Source organism: Melghirimyces algeriensis (assembly GCF_900182565.1).
GTDB lineage: Bacteria > Bacillota > Bacilli > Thermoactinomycetales > DSM-45169 > Melghirimyces > Melghirimyces algeriensis.
This window is the reverse complement of sequence record NZ_FXTI01000003.1, coordinates 192,989-208,597: the sequence shown is the minus strand read 5'-3', so window position 1 is coordinate 208,597 and position 15,609 is coordinate 192,989. Positions and strand designations below refer to the sequence as shown.

At 46.2% G+C, this 15,609-nt stretch carries 16 protein-coding genes; 1 reads left to right on the top strand and 15 read right to left on the bottom strand.

Features of this window, described 5'->3' with window-relative positions; all coding sequences use genetic code 11:
- Positions 1–17: 17 nt before the first annotated feature.
- From tdh to recA, 15 genes are all read right to left on the bottom strand, one after another.
- Entirely contained in the window at positions 18–1,058 is a 1,041-nt protein-coding gene (tdh, locus tag FN782_RS06455) for an L-threonine 3-dehydrogenase (protein WP_142504955.1), read from the bottom strand.
- Positions 1,059–1,218: 160 nt separating this feature from the next.
- Positions 1,219–1,857 (bottom strand): hypothetical protein, encoded by a 639-nt coding sequence (locus FN782_RS06450; protein ID WP_142504954.1) that lies wholly within the window; start codon positions 1,855–1,857, stop codon positions 1,219–1,221.
- A 134-nt stretch (positions 1,858–1,991) separates the two neighbouring features.
- The gene (locus FN782_RS06445; protein WP_142504953.1) at positions 1,992–2,729 is read right to left on the bottom strand and encodes an MBL fold metallo-hydrolase; all 738 of its coding nucleotides are present in this window, start codon (positions 2,727–2,729) and stop codon (positions 1,992–1,994) included.
- Between the two features lie 57 nt (positions 2,730–2,786).
- A complete protein-coding gene (locus FN782_RS06440) occupies positions 2,787–3,653 on the bottom strand; it encodes a 2-oxoacid:ferredoxin oxidoreductase subunit beta (RefSeq protein WP_142504952.1) in 867 nt (288 codons plus the stop codon).
- Positions 3,640–5,400, bottom strand: coding sequence for a 2-oxoacid:acceptor oxidoreductase subunit alpha (locus tag FN782_RS06435; protein ID WP_142504951.1), 1,761 nt, complete (start codon positions 5,398–5,400; stop codon positions 3,640–3,642). The genes FN782_RS06440 and FN782_RS06435 overlap by 14 nt, the downstream gene beginning before the upstream one ends.
- A gap of 259 nt (positions 5,401–5,659) precedes the next feature.
- Entirely contained in the window at positions 5,660–6,607 is a 948-nt protein-coding gene (locus FN782_RS06430; protein ID WP_246064868.1) for a dipeptidase, read from the bottom strand.
- A gap of 75 nt (positions 6,608–6,682) precedes the next feature.
- Positions 6,683–6,943 carry a stage V sporulation protein S gene (locus FN782_RS06425; protein WP_040387185.1) on the bottom strand — a complete coding sequence of 87 codons (261 nt, stop codon included), beginning with the start codon at positions 6,941–6,943 and terminating at the stop codon, positions 6,683–6,685.
- A 181-nt stretch (positions 6,944–7,124) separates the two neighbouring features.
- Complete coding sequence (locus tag FN782_RS06420; protein ID WP_142504949.1) at positions 7,125–7,916, bottom strand: TIGR00282 family metallophosphoesterase; 792 nt, start codon at positions 7,914–7,916, stop codon at positions 7,125–7,127.
- A gap of 51 nt (positions 7,917–7,967) precedes the next feature.
- Positions 7,968–9,512, bottom strand: a complete 1,545-nt coding sequence (gene rny / locus FN782_RS06415) for a ribonuclease Y (RefSeq protein ID WP_142504948.1) — start codon at positions 9,510–9,512, stop codon at positions 7,968–7,970.
- A 294-nt stretch (positions 9,513–9,806) separates the two neighbouring features.
- On the bottom strand, positions 9,807–10,484 hold the full coding sequence (locus FN782_RS06410) for an OLD family protein (RefSeq protein ID WP_142504947.1): 678 nt from the start codon (positions 10,482–10,484) through the stop codon (positions 9,807–9,809).
- Positions 10,468–10,731, bottom strand: a complete 264-nt coding sequence (locus FN782_RS06405; RefSeq protein WP_142504946.1) for a hypothetical protein — start codon at positions 10,729–10,731, stop codon at positions 10,468–10,470. Before FN782_RS06405 ends, FN782_RS06410 begins: the two co-directional genes overlap by 17 nt.
- Positions 10,706–12,172 carry an AAA family ATPase gene (locus FN782_RS06400; protein WP_142504945.1) on the bottom strand — a complete coding sequence of 489 codons (1,467 nt, stop codon included), beginning with the start codon at positions 12,170–12,172 and terminating at the stop codon, positions 10,706–10,708. The genes FN782_RS06405 and FN782_RS06400 overlap by 26 nt, the downstream gene beginning before the upstream one ends.
- Complete coding sequence (locus FN782_RS06395) at positions 12,169–13,164, bottom strand: metallophosphoesterase family protein (RefSeq protein WP_142504944.1); 996 nt, start codon at positions 13,162–13,164, stop codon at positions 12,169–12,171. The genes FN782_RS06400 and FN782_RS06395 overlap by 4 nt, the downstream gene beginning before the upstream one ends.
- Before the next feature lie 4 nt (positions 13,165–13,168).
- A complete protein-coding gene (locus tag FN782_RS06390; protein WP_142504943.1) occupies positions 13,169–13,822 on the bottom strand; it encodes a RecX family transcriptional regulator in 654 nt (217 codons plus the stop codon).
- A gap of 21 nt (positions 13,823–13,843) precedes the next feature.
- On the bottom strand, positions 13,844–14,911 hold the full coding sequence (recA, locus tag FN782_RS06385) for a recombinase RecA (protein WP_142504942.1): 1,068 nt from the start codon (positions 14,909–14,911) through the stop codon (positions 13,844–13,846).
- A 386-nt stretch (positions 14,912–15,297) separates the two neighbouring features.
- On the opposite strand from recA, the gene FN782_RS06380 reads away from it, so the two are divergent.
- Positions 15,298–15,609, top strand: coding sequence for a metal-sulfur cluster assembly factor (locus FN782_RS06380; protein ID WP_142504941.1), 312 nt, complete (start codon positions 15,298–15,300; stop codon positions 15,607–15,609).

Below are 15,609 nucleotides of genomic sequence, written 5' to 3'. Positions count from 1 at the left end.
TATGTTTTTTTAAAAAATCAGGGATAAAGCACAATCTTGCCGGAATTTCCGCTCATCATTTGCTCAAACGCTTTCTCATAATCCTCTAGTGCAAAACGATGTGTGATCATCGGGCGCAAATCCACTTGTCCCGACTCAAGAAAACCTGCGGTTTGTTGCCATGTTTCATACATCCGCCGACCTACAATTCCATGCACCTGTATCCCCTTAAATACAATGTCATCGCTGACATTCAACTCAACAGGGCGGGTTGGCAAGCCGAGCATCGATATTCGTCCACCATAGGTCAGCATGGTGAAACCTTGCTGGATTGCCACAGGGTTTCCCGACATTTCCAGGACCACATCCACTCCCTGTTCATCAGTCAACTTCGCCATTTTATTCACAGGTTCCTCTTTACCGGAGTGAATGAGGTAATCAGCCCCCATCTTTTTCGCCAAGTCCAACCGATATTCATTGATGTCCAGAGCAAACACTTGGGACGCACCAGAAGCCTTGGCAACAGCCACAGCCATTACACCGATGGGGCCACAACCGATAACAGCCACGGTTTTCCCGGCAATCGGCCCGGACAATGCCGTATGAACTGCATTGCCCATCGGTTCCATCGCTGAAGCGACTTCCGGTTCCAGATTCTTTTTGTTTTTCCATAGATTTTCTGCAGGCATCGCAGCAAATTCCGCAAAACAGCCCGCCTGATCCACACCGATAATCTTCGTATTTGCACAAACATGCGCTTCCCCCCGGCGGCATTGGGGACAATTTCCGCAAACAATATGGGTTTCAGCCGAAACATGATCCCCGATGGAAAGGTGCTTCACATTTTCTCCAACCTGAACCACTTCCCCGGAAAACTCATGACCAAACACCAATGACGGCTTGACTCGCTCAGCCGCCCAATCATCCCATTTGTAAATATGGACATCCGTTCCACAAATCGTCGTTGCCGTCACTTTTACCAATACTTCATCCGGTCCGATTTCAGGAATGGGTACAACCTGCAATTTTGCTCCATAACCAGCACGATGTTTTACTAATGCACGCATCTTTCCACTCACGACGGACATCACTCCCATCCATAACAGCCTTTTTACTCTCTATATATGACATTATACCACTTTTACGCCAATTGAAAAATGTATTATATACACGGACAATTATTTTATAAATTCAAACAAATCAAAATAAAATAAAACAGCCACAATTCAAGCGGCTGTTTTATATAGACCTCAAGTGATCTTCTAACTCCTGTATTTTGCTTTCCCAGTCTCCATTCCATCCTTGCTTTTTCGCTTTCTTCGCCAGACGTATCGCTCCGTCCCACTCCTCAACCTCCTGATAAAGAAAAATCAGAGTATCATATCCTGGATGTTTCGGGAGAGCATAAGTGTACGGATCCATCCAGTACGCTTTGGCAGCAACCGGAGCATATTCGATCTGCCGTTCACAGTAGCGGATGGTACGATGAAGGGCCACAGGATCTTCATTTCGACGTTCGAAATAATAGCGGATCTGTTTTGTAAAGTAGTCGTGCAGGGATAAATATTTTTTTGATTCCCACTGTTTATACACATGAGGTTCGTAGTCAAGGGATTTGACTTCCTTCAGCTTTTTCTTGGCTTGTTCATATACATGCGCCTCTTCAGAGGTAATCAGCATACGGAAATCGAGATCCTGATCCCGGTATCGGAACTCTGCTTCATAGTCTTCTTCATATGCTTTTTCCCGCTCTCGGCGTGCCAGTTCTTCTCTGTGCCCTTCCCAGGCTTTTAAAATGCCCCCCTTCCCCTTTTCCAATAACTGTCTCGTTTTTTCTATAAATTTCTTTTTGTCATCTTGACTGAAAAGATCGAACACCAGTCTATCCCCTCCAATCAACCTCTACCATTTCATGAACCATGAGAAACAACGAAATTCTAACATCGTAATGCCTTTGTAACAATAGGGATCAGGTATTATAGGCTATATGTCAATACGTTTAGATCCTGCCTTCAAAGCGAAATGGACCAGCCTGGGCTGGCAATTGACAATTGCCCGGAATAAGCAGAAGATGCTTCATTCCATAACGATTGGTGAGAGTATCCAGGATAAAGATGAGTCAGAAGCAATCGGTGTGCCTTGATCCGTTGTGCAGCCATAGCTGCCTGAAGTACGGAATGATGACCCACTGGCTGTAGAGGCAAGTCTTGGTGAAGAAAGGTACCTTCGCAAACAAACAAATCAGGTTGGATGCACATGGAATTCCAAGGAGTGGATGGACCGGCATCCGCTCCATAAAGGATGACCTTCTCTTGACCCTGAATCTTTAACGCATAACAGGGAATGGCATGCTCTGTCCGATGTGCAGTAATCTCGCAGCCATGAAACGGATAGGTCTGTCCTTCGTGGATTGACTGATGCAATACATATGGATATTTATTCAGTTTTTCAGCCCAATCCGCCGGCTCAGCCGGAGCATACACCGTTAGGGGGGCTTTTCTGCGTCCCAATCGAACCTCTGTCTTCACAGCATATTGCAAAACAAAAAAATCTGCGATGTGATCAAAGTGCAGATGGGACAACCAAACGGCGTCCAATTGGTGTGGCTGGAAATAGCATCCCAATTTGGACAGCACACCGCTTCCACAGTCAACCAAGATTCTCTGTCCCGACACTTCCAACAAGTAGCCGGGTGTCCCACCACCAGGTCCAGGATAGGGACTCTGACACCCCAACACTGTCCATTTCATGATACCACCTACTATTCTGTAAAAGGCCACTTTCCAAGAGGAAAGTGGCCAAACGTTCTACGCAAATTCCGTCAACAAATCCTCAAACTCTTCCTTACCGATCTTGACATCCTGCTTTGTAAGAGGCATCTCCCGAAAGCCAGGAATTTGCTCTTCATAGCTTTTCCGATTTTCGTTACGATAAATCAAGCCTGTAACCAGACCATTTGATTCCATTAATTTCTGCATGGCCATCATCCGGTTGGATGGATCATATCCTTCATCCTCATCCAGGTTCACCAGATGTTCTTTAAACCAATCATACGTATTTATCTTATTATACGTGACACAGGGGCTGTATACATTAATCAACGAAAAACCTTTATGTTGCAAGCCCTCCTGAATCAATCGGGTCAACTGTTTCAAATTGGTTGAAAACCCTTGAGCAACAAATCCCGCACCGGCGGTCAAGGCCATTTCCAAAGGAGCGATGGAAGATTCAATGGAACCATCAGGAGTACTCTTTGTCTTAAAGCCTACGTCACTTCGGGGTGATGTTTGACCTTTCGTCAATCCATAAACCTGATTGTCCATCACAATATACGTGATATCCATATTTCTTCGGATTGCATGGATGGTGTGACTCATCCCAATAGCGAAACCATCCCCATCACCACCGGCAACGACTACCGTGAGGTCCCGGTTAGCCAGTTTCAGACCCTGGGCAATCGGCAAGGCTCTTCCATGTATACCATGGAAACCATAAGCATTCATATAACCGGAAATTCGACCGGAACAACCAATTCCGGAAACCAGCATCACATCCTCCGGATTTAGACCCTGATTGGCAAAAGCCCGTTGCATGGCAGCCAATACGGAAAAATCTCCACAGCCCGGACACCAGTTAGGCTTTACTTTATTGCGGAAGTCTTTAAACGTGGCCATGAACGAACAGCTCCTTACATTGGTGATAAACTTCCGAAGGGAGGAACGGAGTCCCATCATACTTGCCCACATGGGAAATCTTTTCTGACATCCCCACATACAATTTCAAAAGGTTTGCCAACTGACCGGTTGCATTGTTTTCAACAACAATGACCTTTTTCGCTTTTTCCACATGGGCTTTCACAATTTCCGTCGGGAAGGGGAGCAATTGACGGATATGCAGATGGTTCACACTCAGACCATCCTTTTCCAACATCTTGATCGCTTCCCCAATCACTCCACGGGTGGAGTTGATTCCAACAATCAGTGCATCCGGTTGTTCATATGTGGCTTGAATGTAGACCGGATCATTAAAATCGATCCCCTCTTGCAACTTCCGTAACCGTTTTTCCATCATCTGTTTACGGTTTGCAGCGTGCTCCGACGGTCGACCCACTTCATTGTGCTCCACTCCCGTCACATGATGAAGCCCATTTTTCACTCCAGGCAACACACGCGGGGAGATCCCATCGTCCGTCAATTGATATCGCTCAAAGAGTTCTGAGTTATCCAGTTCTTTTAAATCTTTCGAATCAGTGATCATTTTGCCACGGTCGATTTTTATCTGATCATAATCCAACGGGTTTACGGTCTGTTTTCCAAGGGACAGCGCCAGATCCGTAAGGATAACGACCGGACACTGATATTTATCAGCCAAGTTAAAAGCCTGAATCGTATCATAAAAACACTCTTCCGCTGTGCTCGGTGCAATCACAATTTTGGGAATCTCCCCATGCGTTCCATAAATCATGGCATTGATATCACTCTGCTCCTGTTTCGTAGGTAGACCTGTGCTGGGACCACCTCGCTGTGTATTTACAATCACAGCAGGAGTTTCTGTCATCCCTGAAAGACCGATCGCTTCTGTCATTAACGACAACCCCGGACCAGCAGACGCGGTCAATGCCCGAACACCCCCATAGTTGGCACCAACCACCATCGAAATCGCGGCAATCTCATCTTCCGTCTGAACGACCGTTCCACCAAACTGAGGCAATCGTTTAATGAGATATTCCATAATTTCTGAGGATGGGGTAATCGGATAAGCAGCCATGATCCGGGCCCCTGCAGCAATCGCCCCAAGAGCGACCGCATCATTCCCAATCATATACAGCCGTTTTTTCCCGTCAGAAGGTGCCAGCTGAAATTCCTTCAAAGGTCCGCCTGTCTCTTGAAAAATATATTGAAACCCCTCACCAATCGCCTGCATATTTTTATGCACCACTGCTTGGCCTTTTCGGGAAAATTTCTCTTCAATCACTTCTTGGACAGCCTCTTTCGATAAACCGAGCAATGCGCTGGAGGCTCCGACTGCCACCATATTTTTCATCTGAGCCAATCCAATATCCTGGGCAATCTTTGTAAAAGGAATAGAAATCAAACGTGCCGCAACCTTTTCAGGAAGAGAAGGATTAAATTTGGAATCCGCCAGTACAACACCGGAAGAGTGAAGTTCATAGGCGTTTAAATCAATGGTTTCCTGATCAAATGCGACCAAAATATCCAAATCGTCAGAAACAGCCCGGATCGGATGGACACTGATTCGTATTTTTGTATTGGAATGACCACCCTTAATACGGGAAGAAAAATGACGATAACCATAAAGATAATATCCCAAACGATTTAATGCTGTGGAAAAAATCTCCCCTGTGCTATCAATCCCTTCTCCCTGCTGTCCGCCCACTTTCCACGAAAGTTGCTTGATCAATCATCTCATCTCCTTTGATTCTCCCTGCAACTGGCGAAACCCACTTGACATACTTCGGACACAGGTTATACAAATTCCCGCTTCTCATCGCTCATAGGTAGGTGAAAACAGATGGGTCACTGGAAAATCTGTGCCCGACCCACGTTTGATCATTTTCCAACATATCTTAACAATACTTTCAAATCCATTATCAGTTATTTATTCTAGACCCCTTGCAAGCAAAAAGCAACCATAACAGATCCCCCAATAAACCCCTTGATCAAAGGTGACGAACATAAAAATCCAACCAATTTTCTTCCGTCCATTTTCGGACCCATTGTTCCGGGTATCGCTTGATTAGCTCCTCTTTCAAATTGCAAACATCTCCAATATGCTCTAAGCCGGGAATTTTTTGATCAATTCCATCAAAATCAGAACCAAAAGCGATGTGATTTTTGCCTCCCAGACTCAGAATATATTCGATATGTTTCAGAATACAATCTACCGTTGCAACCTCAGGGTGATCATGGACAAACTTTGGTACAAATGTGATCCCGATTAATCCCTCTTTCTGTATCACAGCACGGATTTGATCATCCATCAAATTGCGGTGATGTGAGCAGATTGCCTGAGCATTGGAATGAGAAGCTACCACAGGGATCTTGTATTCCATCACATCCCAAAAGCCTCTCACTGACAGATGCGAGACATCCAAAACCATCCCCAATCGATCCATCTCCTGCACCATATGGTGTCCGAACCGGGTAAGACCCCCTCCGCGTTTTTCCTCAATCCCATCCGCCACTTCATTCGCATGATTCCATGTCAAACCAACTTGACGAACACCCAATCGGTACAGTAAACGGAGATAACTGAGATTTCCTTGTAGCGCATCTGCACCTTCCATAGCCAGAAGTCCACCCATTTGGTCTCCCTGTCTCAGCAAAGCGATTTCTTCGCCGGACCTTACTGGGCAAACTCGGCTTCCCTTTTGCACCACCCTCTCATAAAAATCGTCCACCTGTTGCAGAGCCACATGCCAACTCTGACTCCGTGGAACCTCAGGAGGAACAAAAATAGCAAAAACCTGAAGCCGAACCTTTGCGTCTTTCGCTCTAGGCCAATTTACATCCAAATTACCATTTCTTGAGTAAAAATCAAGCTTTCCCTCCCCATCTTGCCACAACTTATACAACACATCACAGTGACCATCCGCCCAGCCCATCATCATCCTCCCCCTCATAAAATAAAAGAAAACCTGTTTATGAAAAATAAACAGGTTTAGGGTTCGATTGGAATGCCTCTAGCGAGGTTCAACGATCAGCTTAATCGCCGTACGTTCCTCACCATCGATGACAATATCAGTGAAAGCGGGAATGCAGATCAGGTCAATTCCACTGGGCGCTACAAACCCTCGTGCAATTGCAACCGCCTTAACAGATTGATTAAGTGCACCTGCACCAATTGCCTGAATCTCTGCGTTACCACGTTCACGCAAAACACCTGCAAGCGCACCAGCAACAGAGTTCGGATTGGACTTTGCTGAAACTTTTAATACTTCCATGTTGGCTACCTCCTCGATGGTTTGGAGTGAAATCCACTGTTAATATATTCGGCAATCTTTCATAAATTCCTTCTATTCATTGCCATAAAAGCAATCATCTTGTTTAATCCATCAAACATCGGATTTCAATGCTGTAAAACGCCGCCACTTTTTTTATGATAAATTTAAGACAAGCATTAAATTATTCAAACCAGGGATGATCATCATCAATCCGAACCCGATTGATTTGAACTGCTTTTCCTGTTTGGGAATCACACTCCAGCAATACGGCATTAAATTGCGTTCTTCCCATTCCCACTTCAAAACGAACTGGCAGTTGAGTTAAAAACTTTTTAAGAACCAGATCCTTATTCATCCCTAGAATGGCATCATATGGCCCTACCATCCCCACATCAGTCAAATATGCGGTTCCTTTGGGAAGAATTCGTTCATCAGCCGTTTGCACATGAGTATGCGTACCGATTACGGCTGAGACACGACCATCTAAATACCAAGCCAACGCCTGTTTTTCAGAGGTCGTTTCCGCATGGATATCGACCAGAATAAAAGGCGTCCCCTCTAATTGATCCAGGATCGCATCAGCCGTTCGGAAAGGACAATCCAAATTGGATAGAAACGAACGCCCCATCAGATTGACGACCACCAAGTTCTTTTTCCCTACACGACACAGGCTGTAACCTCTCCCCGGCGTTCCTTTTGGATAATTAGCCGGACGTACCAATCGATGTTCACTGTCTATAAAATCAAATATTTCCTGCTTGTCCCATGCGTGATTTCCCAATGTGATACAATCGACTCCCATTCCAAAAAACTCTCTGGAAATCGAACGGGTAATCCCTCGTCCCTCAGCAGCATTCTCTCCGTTCACCACAATGGCATCAGGATGATGGGAACGCTTGATCTTGGGTAAATTTTCCTTTAATGCTTTCCTTCCGGGAGATCCTACAATGTCTCCTACCATCAACAAACGCATAGATTTACTCTGCCTCCACTAGGGAAAAAAATAAAGCGGCATAAAGCCACTTTATTTCGCATATTCAACAGCCCGTGTCTCACGGATCACTGTGACTTTAATATGCCCCGGATAATCCAGTTGATTTTCAACCTCTTTTTTAATTTCCCGAGCCAATTTGGTTGATCCAACATCATCGATCTCATCGGGACGAACCATAATCCGAACCTCACGCCCCGCCTGGATCGCAAATGATTTTTCCACTCCATCAAATGACTCGCAAATCTCTTCCAGTTTCTCAAGACGTTTGATATAAGCCTCCAATGTCTCTCGACGCGCTCCCGGACGGGCGGCGGACAAAGCATCCGCTGCACATACCAGAACGGCGATTACACTCGTGGCCTCTACATCACCGTGATGAGAAGCAATTCCATTGATTACAGCAGGGTGTTCATTATACTTTTTACCCAGTTCAATCCCGATTTCTACGTGTGAACCTTCCACTTCATGGTCAATCGCCTTTCCAATATCATGCAGGAGTCCAGCGCGCTTGGCCAAGTGGATATCTTCACCCAGCTCAGCCGCAAGAAGCCCTGCCAGATGAGCCACTTCCATGGAGTGTTTCAACACGTTTTGTCCATAACTGGTTCGAAACTTTAGTCTACCCAGGATCTTAATCAAGTCCGGGTGCAGACCGTGAACCCCCGTCTCAAATGTTGCTTGCTCACCATATTCACGAATTCTTTCATCCACTTCTCTGCGTGACTTTTCCACCATTTCTTCAATCCGTGCCGGATGGATTCGACCGTCAGCCACCAGCTTCTCTAGAGCAACACGGGCCACTTCACGTCGGATGGGATCAAAACCGGAAAGAATCACAGCCTCAGGTGTATCGTCAATGATTAAGTCGATTCCCGTCAAGGTTTCCAAAGCTCGGATATTCCGTCCTTCCCGACCGATAATCCTCCCCTTCATTTCATCGTTGGGAAGAGTGACCACCGAAACGGTCGTTTCCGCCACATGATCTGCGGCACACCGCTGTATTGCCAAGGAAAGAATGCTACGTGCCCTTTTGTCTGCCTCTTCCAAAGCCTGTTGCTCCATTTCTCTGATCATCTGTGCCGTTTCGTGTTTCATCTCACTTTCCACTTTCGACAAGATGACCTGCTTTGCTTCCTCCGTGTTCAACCCGGAAAGACGTTCCAGTTCCGCCACTTGCTCTTGATACAGCTTTTCAATCTGCTCTTTCCGGGTTTGGATTTCATTTTCTTTTTGAGCAAGGCTTTCTTCCCTTTTTTCCTGGGTTTCCTGCTTTCGGTCCAGCACCTCTTCCTTGTGCATGAGGCGTCGTTCCAACCGGGCCAAATCATTTCTTTGTTCCCGGATTTCCCGCTCCGCTTCCGATCTCAACTGGTGTGCCTCATCTTTTGCTTCTAAAACTTTTTCCCGCTTTAACGCTTCCGCATCTCCACGAGCTTTATTGATGATCTGTTCCGCCTCTTTTTCGGCACTGCCGATACGGGCTTCCGCCGTCAATTTCCGCATTCGGTATCCGACAACCAGACAGAGTCCGGCCACGAGGAGGAACAGGAGCAGCCACAGGATAAGATTATCCATTGATCGCTACCCACCTCCTCCCTTCCTCAAGTAAAAAACAAGACTGAGTCCATTCGGTCTGTCCACATGACAGGCTCCGACCGAACCCAGTCACGTTCACTCTCAACCCATATGGAGTGAGCTTTCACCTCATATGTTTCTTTTTGTAAACACATGCGTGATTGAACTGTACGCATAATAATCAGGGTGTAACTTCCAAACCCCTGTTTAGCACGGGGGAAACATTATACTCAGCAGAAAACATCTTCAAAAACCAAATTAAGGATTCTTTCAGATGTACTCCAATTGTATTATTTACTCTGTCCCATTGTCAAGAATGCGACCCGGCTGAACCTCAGTCTTCCCGCCCTTTAAGCTAACCTCTAAGACTTGATCTGCACCTTCTGTCAGATGCGAATTATGAGTAACCAAGATCACTTGTCGACCAAAGGTATCACTTGCAGATTTGAGAAACTCCAACATCGGAAGGATATATTCCGCACTAATGTGTTTTCCCGGTTCATCCAAAATCAAAGGCCCCTCCGGACGGGGACGAAAGGTTTCGATCATTGCTACACGAAGAGCGAGGGAAATGACATCCACCACTCCACCCCCTCGCGCCTCCTGCGGTTTGGTTTTGACTGACACGCCGTCCCATTCAGTAACCACATAAAATTCAGCCACCGGTTTTCCGCCATGATCTGACAATTCAATCTCAAAGCGAAACAAGGGCCCGAAGACATACTGCAATGCATTGCTCACCAGATTTTCCATCTGCGACTTGGCCTGTTTTCGAGCATGTTCTGCTGATTCCTGAAGCAGGAGACGAACCTTTTCAAAAAGGTTCTGTTTTTTCTCATTCTCAGCAATCCGTTTTTCAAAATCTTCCAGATATCTTTGCAGTTCATCCCGTCTTGCTTTCCGCACCAATCCCTCTTCCCCGGCTGCTGTAAGGGATTCCTTCAAACGAACCAGCTCATTGTTTCGACCCATGGTTATCCATCAGCTCCTTGGGAAGAAGCGCCCAAGCTTTTTGAATCTGTTGATCAATCTCATGCTCCAATTTTTCAATCTCAGCATTCAACTGATCCGGCTCTACATTTAATTCCTTTAAAGCTTCCAGAATTTCTTTTTCCTGTTGTTGCAGGTTTTCCAACCTCGCCTCCGCTTTATAACGCTGGTTTTTTGCCTCCTCCAATGCCTTTTTGATCTCTTTAATTCTCTCTTCCTGCCGCTGCACGGTCCATCCCTCCTCGATGTTCTCTCATCATATGCTCAAGCGTATCCTGACTAATTTCAGAACCACACGTTGGACATTGCCCCATGCGTCGGAACTGATCCGCCAATGCCTTCATCCACCGATCCATCTCTTCTCCATTGTCCGCAAGATATTTCCTTCCTCTATCGATCCGTTGTTGAAGTTCTTTCAATGCTTCTCTTTTATTCACTAACATTCGGAACCGTTCTGTTAATTGTTCCAATTCGTCCACTTCACGAACAGGAAGATGATCCAGATTGCGTAGGCGTTTTTCCATCTTTTTCTTTTCATTTATCACTTCCTGATAACGGGGGGCCAAACCTTTCAGGACCTTCAGGCGCTGACCTGCTTCTTCCAAAGAGACAGGATCAATATGTTCGACTTGATCAGCTAGCGCTTTAACTGATTTGTGCCACTCTTTTTCTTGATGCACCTTGAATAAACGGTCCGAAAGTGAAATCAGCTGGATCGATCGCTGTATCTGTTTTTCCACATGATAGAGTTGACCCTGTAGTTCATTCAAATGGTCGGTTTTTTCTAAAACAGAGTTCCAATACTTCCTTTCTTTGGATAAATATTCTGATTTTGATCGGATCTTTTTTAGCTGCGTGAAACGAAAGTGGCCTCTCTCCAAGCGGATAAGGACTTTTTCTGCCTCATCCAATTCGGAAAGCTTCATCAGGTACTTTTTCACAACATCCTCTTCATATTGGATGTTTTTCCATCGTTCTATAAGCTGCTGAAGCTTTTCCAGATCCCTGTTTTTTTCCTCTGCCTTCCGATAGAAAGTTTCCGCTTTTTCCAGACGATCCAAAAGATCCGGAAGATTGGTATAAGGCTTTAACTTCTCCCGTAACTTCGCTGCCTCATCCTTTTGATACTTCAAATCGGAAGAAAGTGAACGCAAGTCCTTTAACGTTCCCTGCAGAGACATATCAATGAAATGTGCTCCACTGACCCGGCCAATTGACTTGGCTTTAATGCTCCCCGTTTCCGACAACAAAAACGGGCTTTCCAGTTGGGTACCAAATTGTACTGGAAGATTGGATTCCAAATCCAGCTTTAAAGTGTGCATCCCATGAGCATTCGCTATTTCTTTGGGGACATTACTTCCAAAACCCTCAAATACATGTTCATTTCCCTCAATATCCAAGAGTATGTATCGGTTGACGGAGGACGATCGAATTCGCGTAATCACGGTTCCGTCTGACAAGGTAAGAGATACGCGACAACGGCTTTTCCCAACCCGAATATAATCCGTTCCCTTAGGTTGATTGTAAAGAAGCCAACGGATCGCCCTGAGAATTGCACTTTTTCCACTGTCTGATGAACCTACCAAGACATTGAGTCCTTCTTTAAAATGAATTTCCGTATACTCGTGAGACTGAAAGTTTTCAATCACCAACTTGGCAAACCGCTTCATTCATTTTCCCCTCCTTTCCAGCCCATCTCCTCTTGAACCAAAGCAATTCGCCGAAGGGCCTCATGCTTGACCTCATCCTCAACCTTTTCCAACCCCGCAATTTCTTCCACGACTTCCCGGATATTCAGAGCTCGAAACTCCCTGTCATCCCGTAAAACTTGAACAAAAGCATTCATTTTCTCTTCCCGGTAGGCGGCCTTCTCAAGATAGGAACGGTCCAACACAGAATCACCCGGTGCAGCACACTGAATCCGGATCAACCGGACAGAGATTTCTTTATCAAAATCCAGGATCGCCACTTGGGGATGCCGCTTCATCTCTGAAGGATGATTGTTAATCCGCGACAAAGCTCCGGGATTCACAATATAACGTCCTTTCCGGTGCTTTACAGGAAAACCGGCATGATAGTGGCCCGTCAAAAGGACATCTACATCTTTCGACCATAGAGAATCAGCCATCGTACAGGGAACACCCGGAGGAAGAGGGCGATCGACAACCATTCCGTGAACCATATGAACACAGTAGTCTGCACCCAACTCATTGTGAACAGAATAGTCCAGCATCGGTTCCCGCTTGTCCAAATCATAATGGAAGGGTTGACCGGTCAGCTGAACGGTCAACCCAACGCCTTCCAACAAAATTTTTTCCCCTGGACGAATCAGCCGAACGGTGCCAAAAGCATCTAACAGTCCAAGCATCGTCCGATCGACTGTATCCGGATTGTGTCCAAACACATCATGATTTCCCGCCACCACATAAATGGGTACCTTTAGCCGGCGCAACAGACGGGCAAAATCACGAACCACCGCAGGAGAAAGGTCTGGGCGATCAAAGAGATCTCCGCCATGAAGAACAGCATCCACCTTTTCTCTCTCCGCAATATCCACCACTTCATTCAGCTTTTTTCTCAATGCATCGACAAAATCATCTGTTCGACTTCGTGGTGTTGTACCCCGAATATGCGTATCCGTTACATAGAGAAGACGAAGCATTTCGTCATCCCTCCCCTTCTTTATGCCGCCTTTGAAATTCACGGAGAAGCTCATAGACAAGCGATGAGACAAATCCCCTTCTTAACAGATACTGGCCCAGGCGTCTTTCCACCTTGGGCCAGGATTCTCCTGCGAGACGGCGGTACCGCCTTTCAGCCATCTCAAGAGCTAACTCTCGTTCTTCGTCCTCGTTCAAGCGATCCAGCACTTCATCCACAATCTTCGAGGAAACACCCTTCTTTTCCAGTTCCTGTTTCAACATCCGGGTTCCAAAACCCTTTCTCCGGCGTCGTTCTTCCACCCACGCTTCAGCAAAACGCCGATCATCCAGGTACCTCTGATGGATCATCTCCGTGACCGTCTCATCCACAAAGGTCGTTTCATACCCTTTTCCTGCAAGATGCTGCTTCATCTCATATACGGTCCTGGGACGAAAGCTGAGATAGCGAAGAGCAGACTGTCGAACCTTGTTTCGTTCCTCTTCCTTCAAAATATGTTCCACTTCCCCTGCATCCACCTGCATTCCTTTGGACAGGGCAAAGCGAACGAGGACATCCTCATGAACCGCAAATCGATAATTCCCATTGATGTAGATATTATACCGAGGCGCTCCACTTTTCTGCTTTTCAATCCGGGTAATTTCACCGGGTTCCTGCATCGGTTTTCACGCCTTTACTGTTTACTCTTTTAAAGCTTCTTTGGGTTCTTTCTTTTTCTCCGCTTTCTCCGTTTTTTCCGACTCTGTCTCTGGAGCGTTAACAGTTGCCAAACCATAATGTTCACGGATCTTATTCTCAACCGTCAAGGCTACCTTGGGATTCTCCTTTAAAAACTGCTTAGCATTTTCCCGTCCCTGTCCCAGACGATTTCCATCAAAAGAATACCAGGCACCGCTCTTTTTGACAATATCCAGATCGCTTCCAATATCCAGAATGCTTCCTTCTTTGGAGATCCCTTCACCGTACATAATGTCCACTTCCGCCTGTTTAAAGGGCGGGGCCACTTTGTTTTTGACGACTTTAATCCGGGTGCGGTTTCCGACCATCTCATTCCCCTGCTTAATCGTCTCTGCACGGCGCACCTCCAACCGCACACTGGAGTAAAATTTCAGAGCACGTCCTCCAGGCGTCGTTTCCGGATTTCCGAACATAACCCCCACTTTTTCACGAACCTGATTGATAAAGACCGCGATGGTATTGGATTTGCTGATCGCTCCGGAAAGCTTGCGAAGGGCCTGAGACATCAAACGAGCCTGCAAACCGACATGGGAATCACCCATCTCCCCCTCGATTTCCGCTTTTGGAACCAATGCCGCCACCGAATCAACCACAATAATATCAATGGCCCCACTTCGAACCAGCGCTTCCGAAATCTCCAGCGCCTGCTCTCCTGTATCCGGTTGGGAGAGAAGGAGTTCATCAATATTCACACCCAGCTTCTTCGCATAAACAGGGTCCAATGCATGTTCCGCATCAATAAAGGCCGCTTGTCCTCCGCCCCGCTGCACTTCAGCAATCGCATGAAGGGCAACGGTCGTTTTCCCGGATGACTCCGGACCATACACTTCAATAATCCGTCCACGGGGATAGCCTCCGACTCCAAGTGAGATGTCCAGGGCCAAAGCCCCGCTAGAGATCGTCTCCACTTCACGCCCGGAAGACTCTCCCATCTTCATGATTGACCCTTTACCAAATTGTTTCTCTATCTGCCTCAATGCCATATCCAAAGCCTGGCGGCGGTCGGACATGTTCCCTCACTCCTTCAAATCTCCAAGATATTTTCATCATACATCAGTTTAATCATTTCTGCCAAGAGATTTACGAACATTTATTCGATCTTTTTATGGTGAAGGGGTGATTTCCGTTTTCGCATCTCTTTCCTCCAGGGGTTCCGCTGGACCGTTGGAAAAGGATGCTCCACCGGATATCCCCCTCTTATTATGGGAATTTCTCACTATGCTTTGCTTTCAACGAACAGCCCAAAGTTTCCGCTCTGTCCAGCACACTTTCTTCCTGTTTCATAGAACACCTGATACCTCGATATTTTCACAGATTCCTTTTAATGAATGGTCCGCTTATGGTACATTAACTATAAAGTATAATGGAAGCCATCTCTTAAAGGAGTGGGAAAGAAATGGACAAAGAAAAAATGAAGGAAGAAATCATGGAGGCTCTGGAAACCGTTGAAGATCCGGAACTCCATATTGATATTGTTAATTTGGGGCTTGTGTATGGCGTGGATATTGATGATGATGGAAAAGCCAAGGTTACCATGACCCTGACAGCAATGGGTTGTCCCTTGGCTGGAATGATCAATGAAATGGTTACCACTGCCGTTCAATCCGTGGATGGCGTCAAGGATGTAGAGGTTAACATCGTCTGGAACCCGCCTTGGAGCAAAGATCGGATGTCCCGATACGCGAAGATGGCACTGGGGATTCATTGA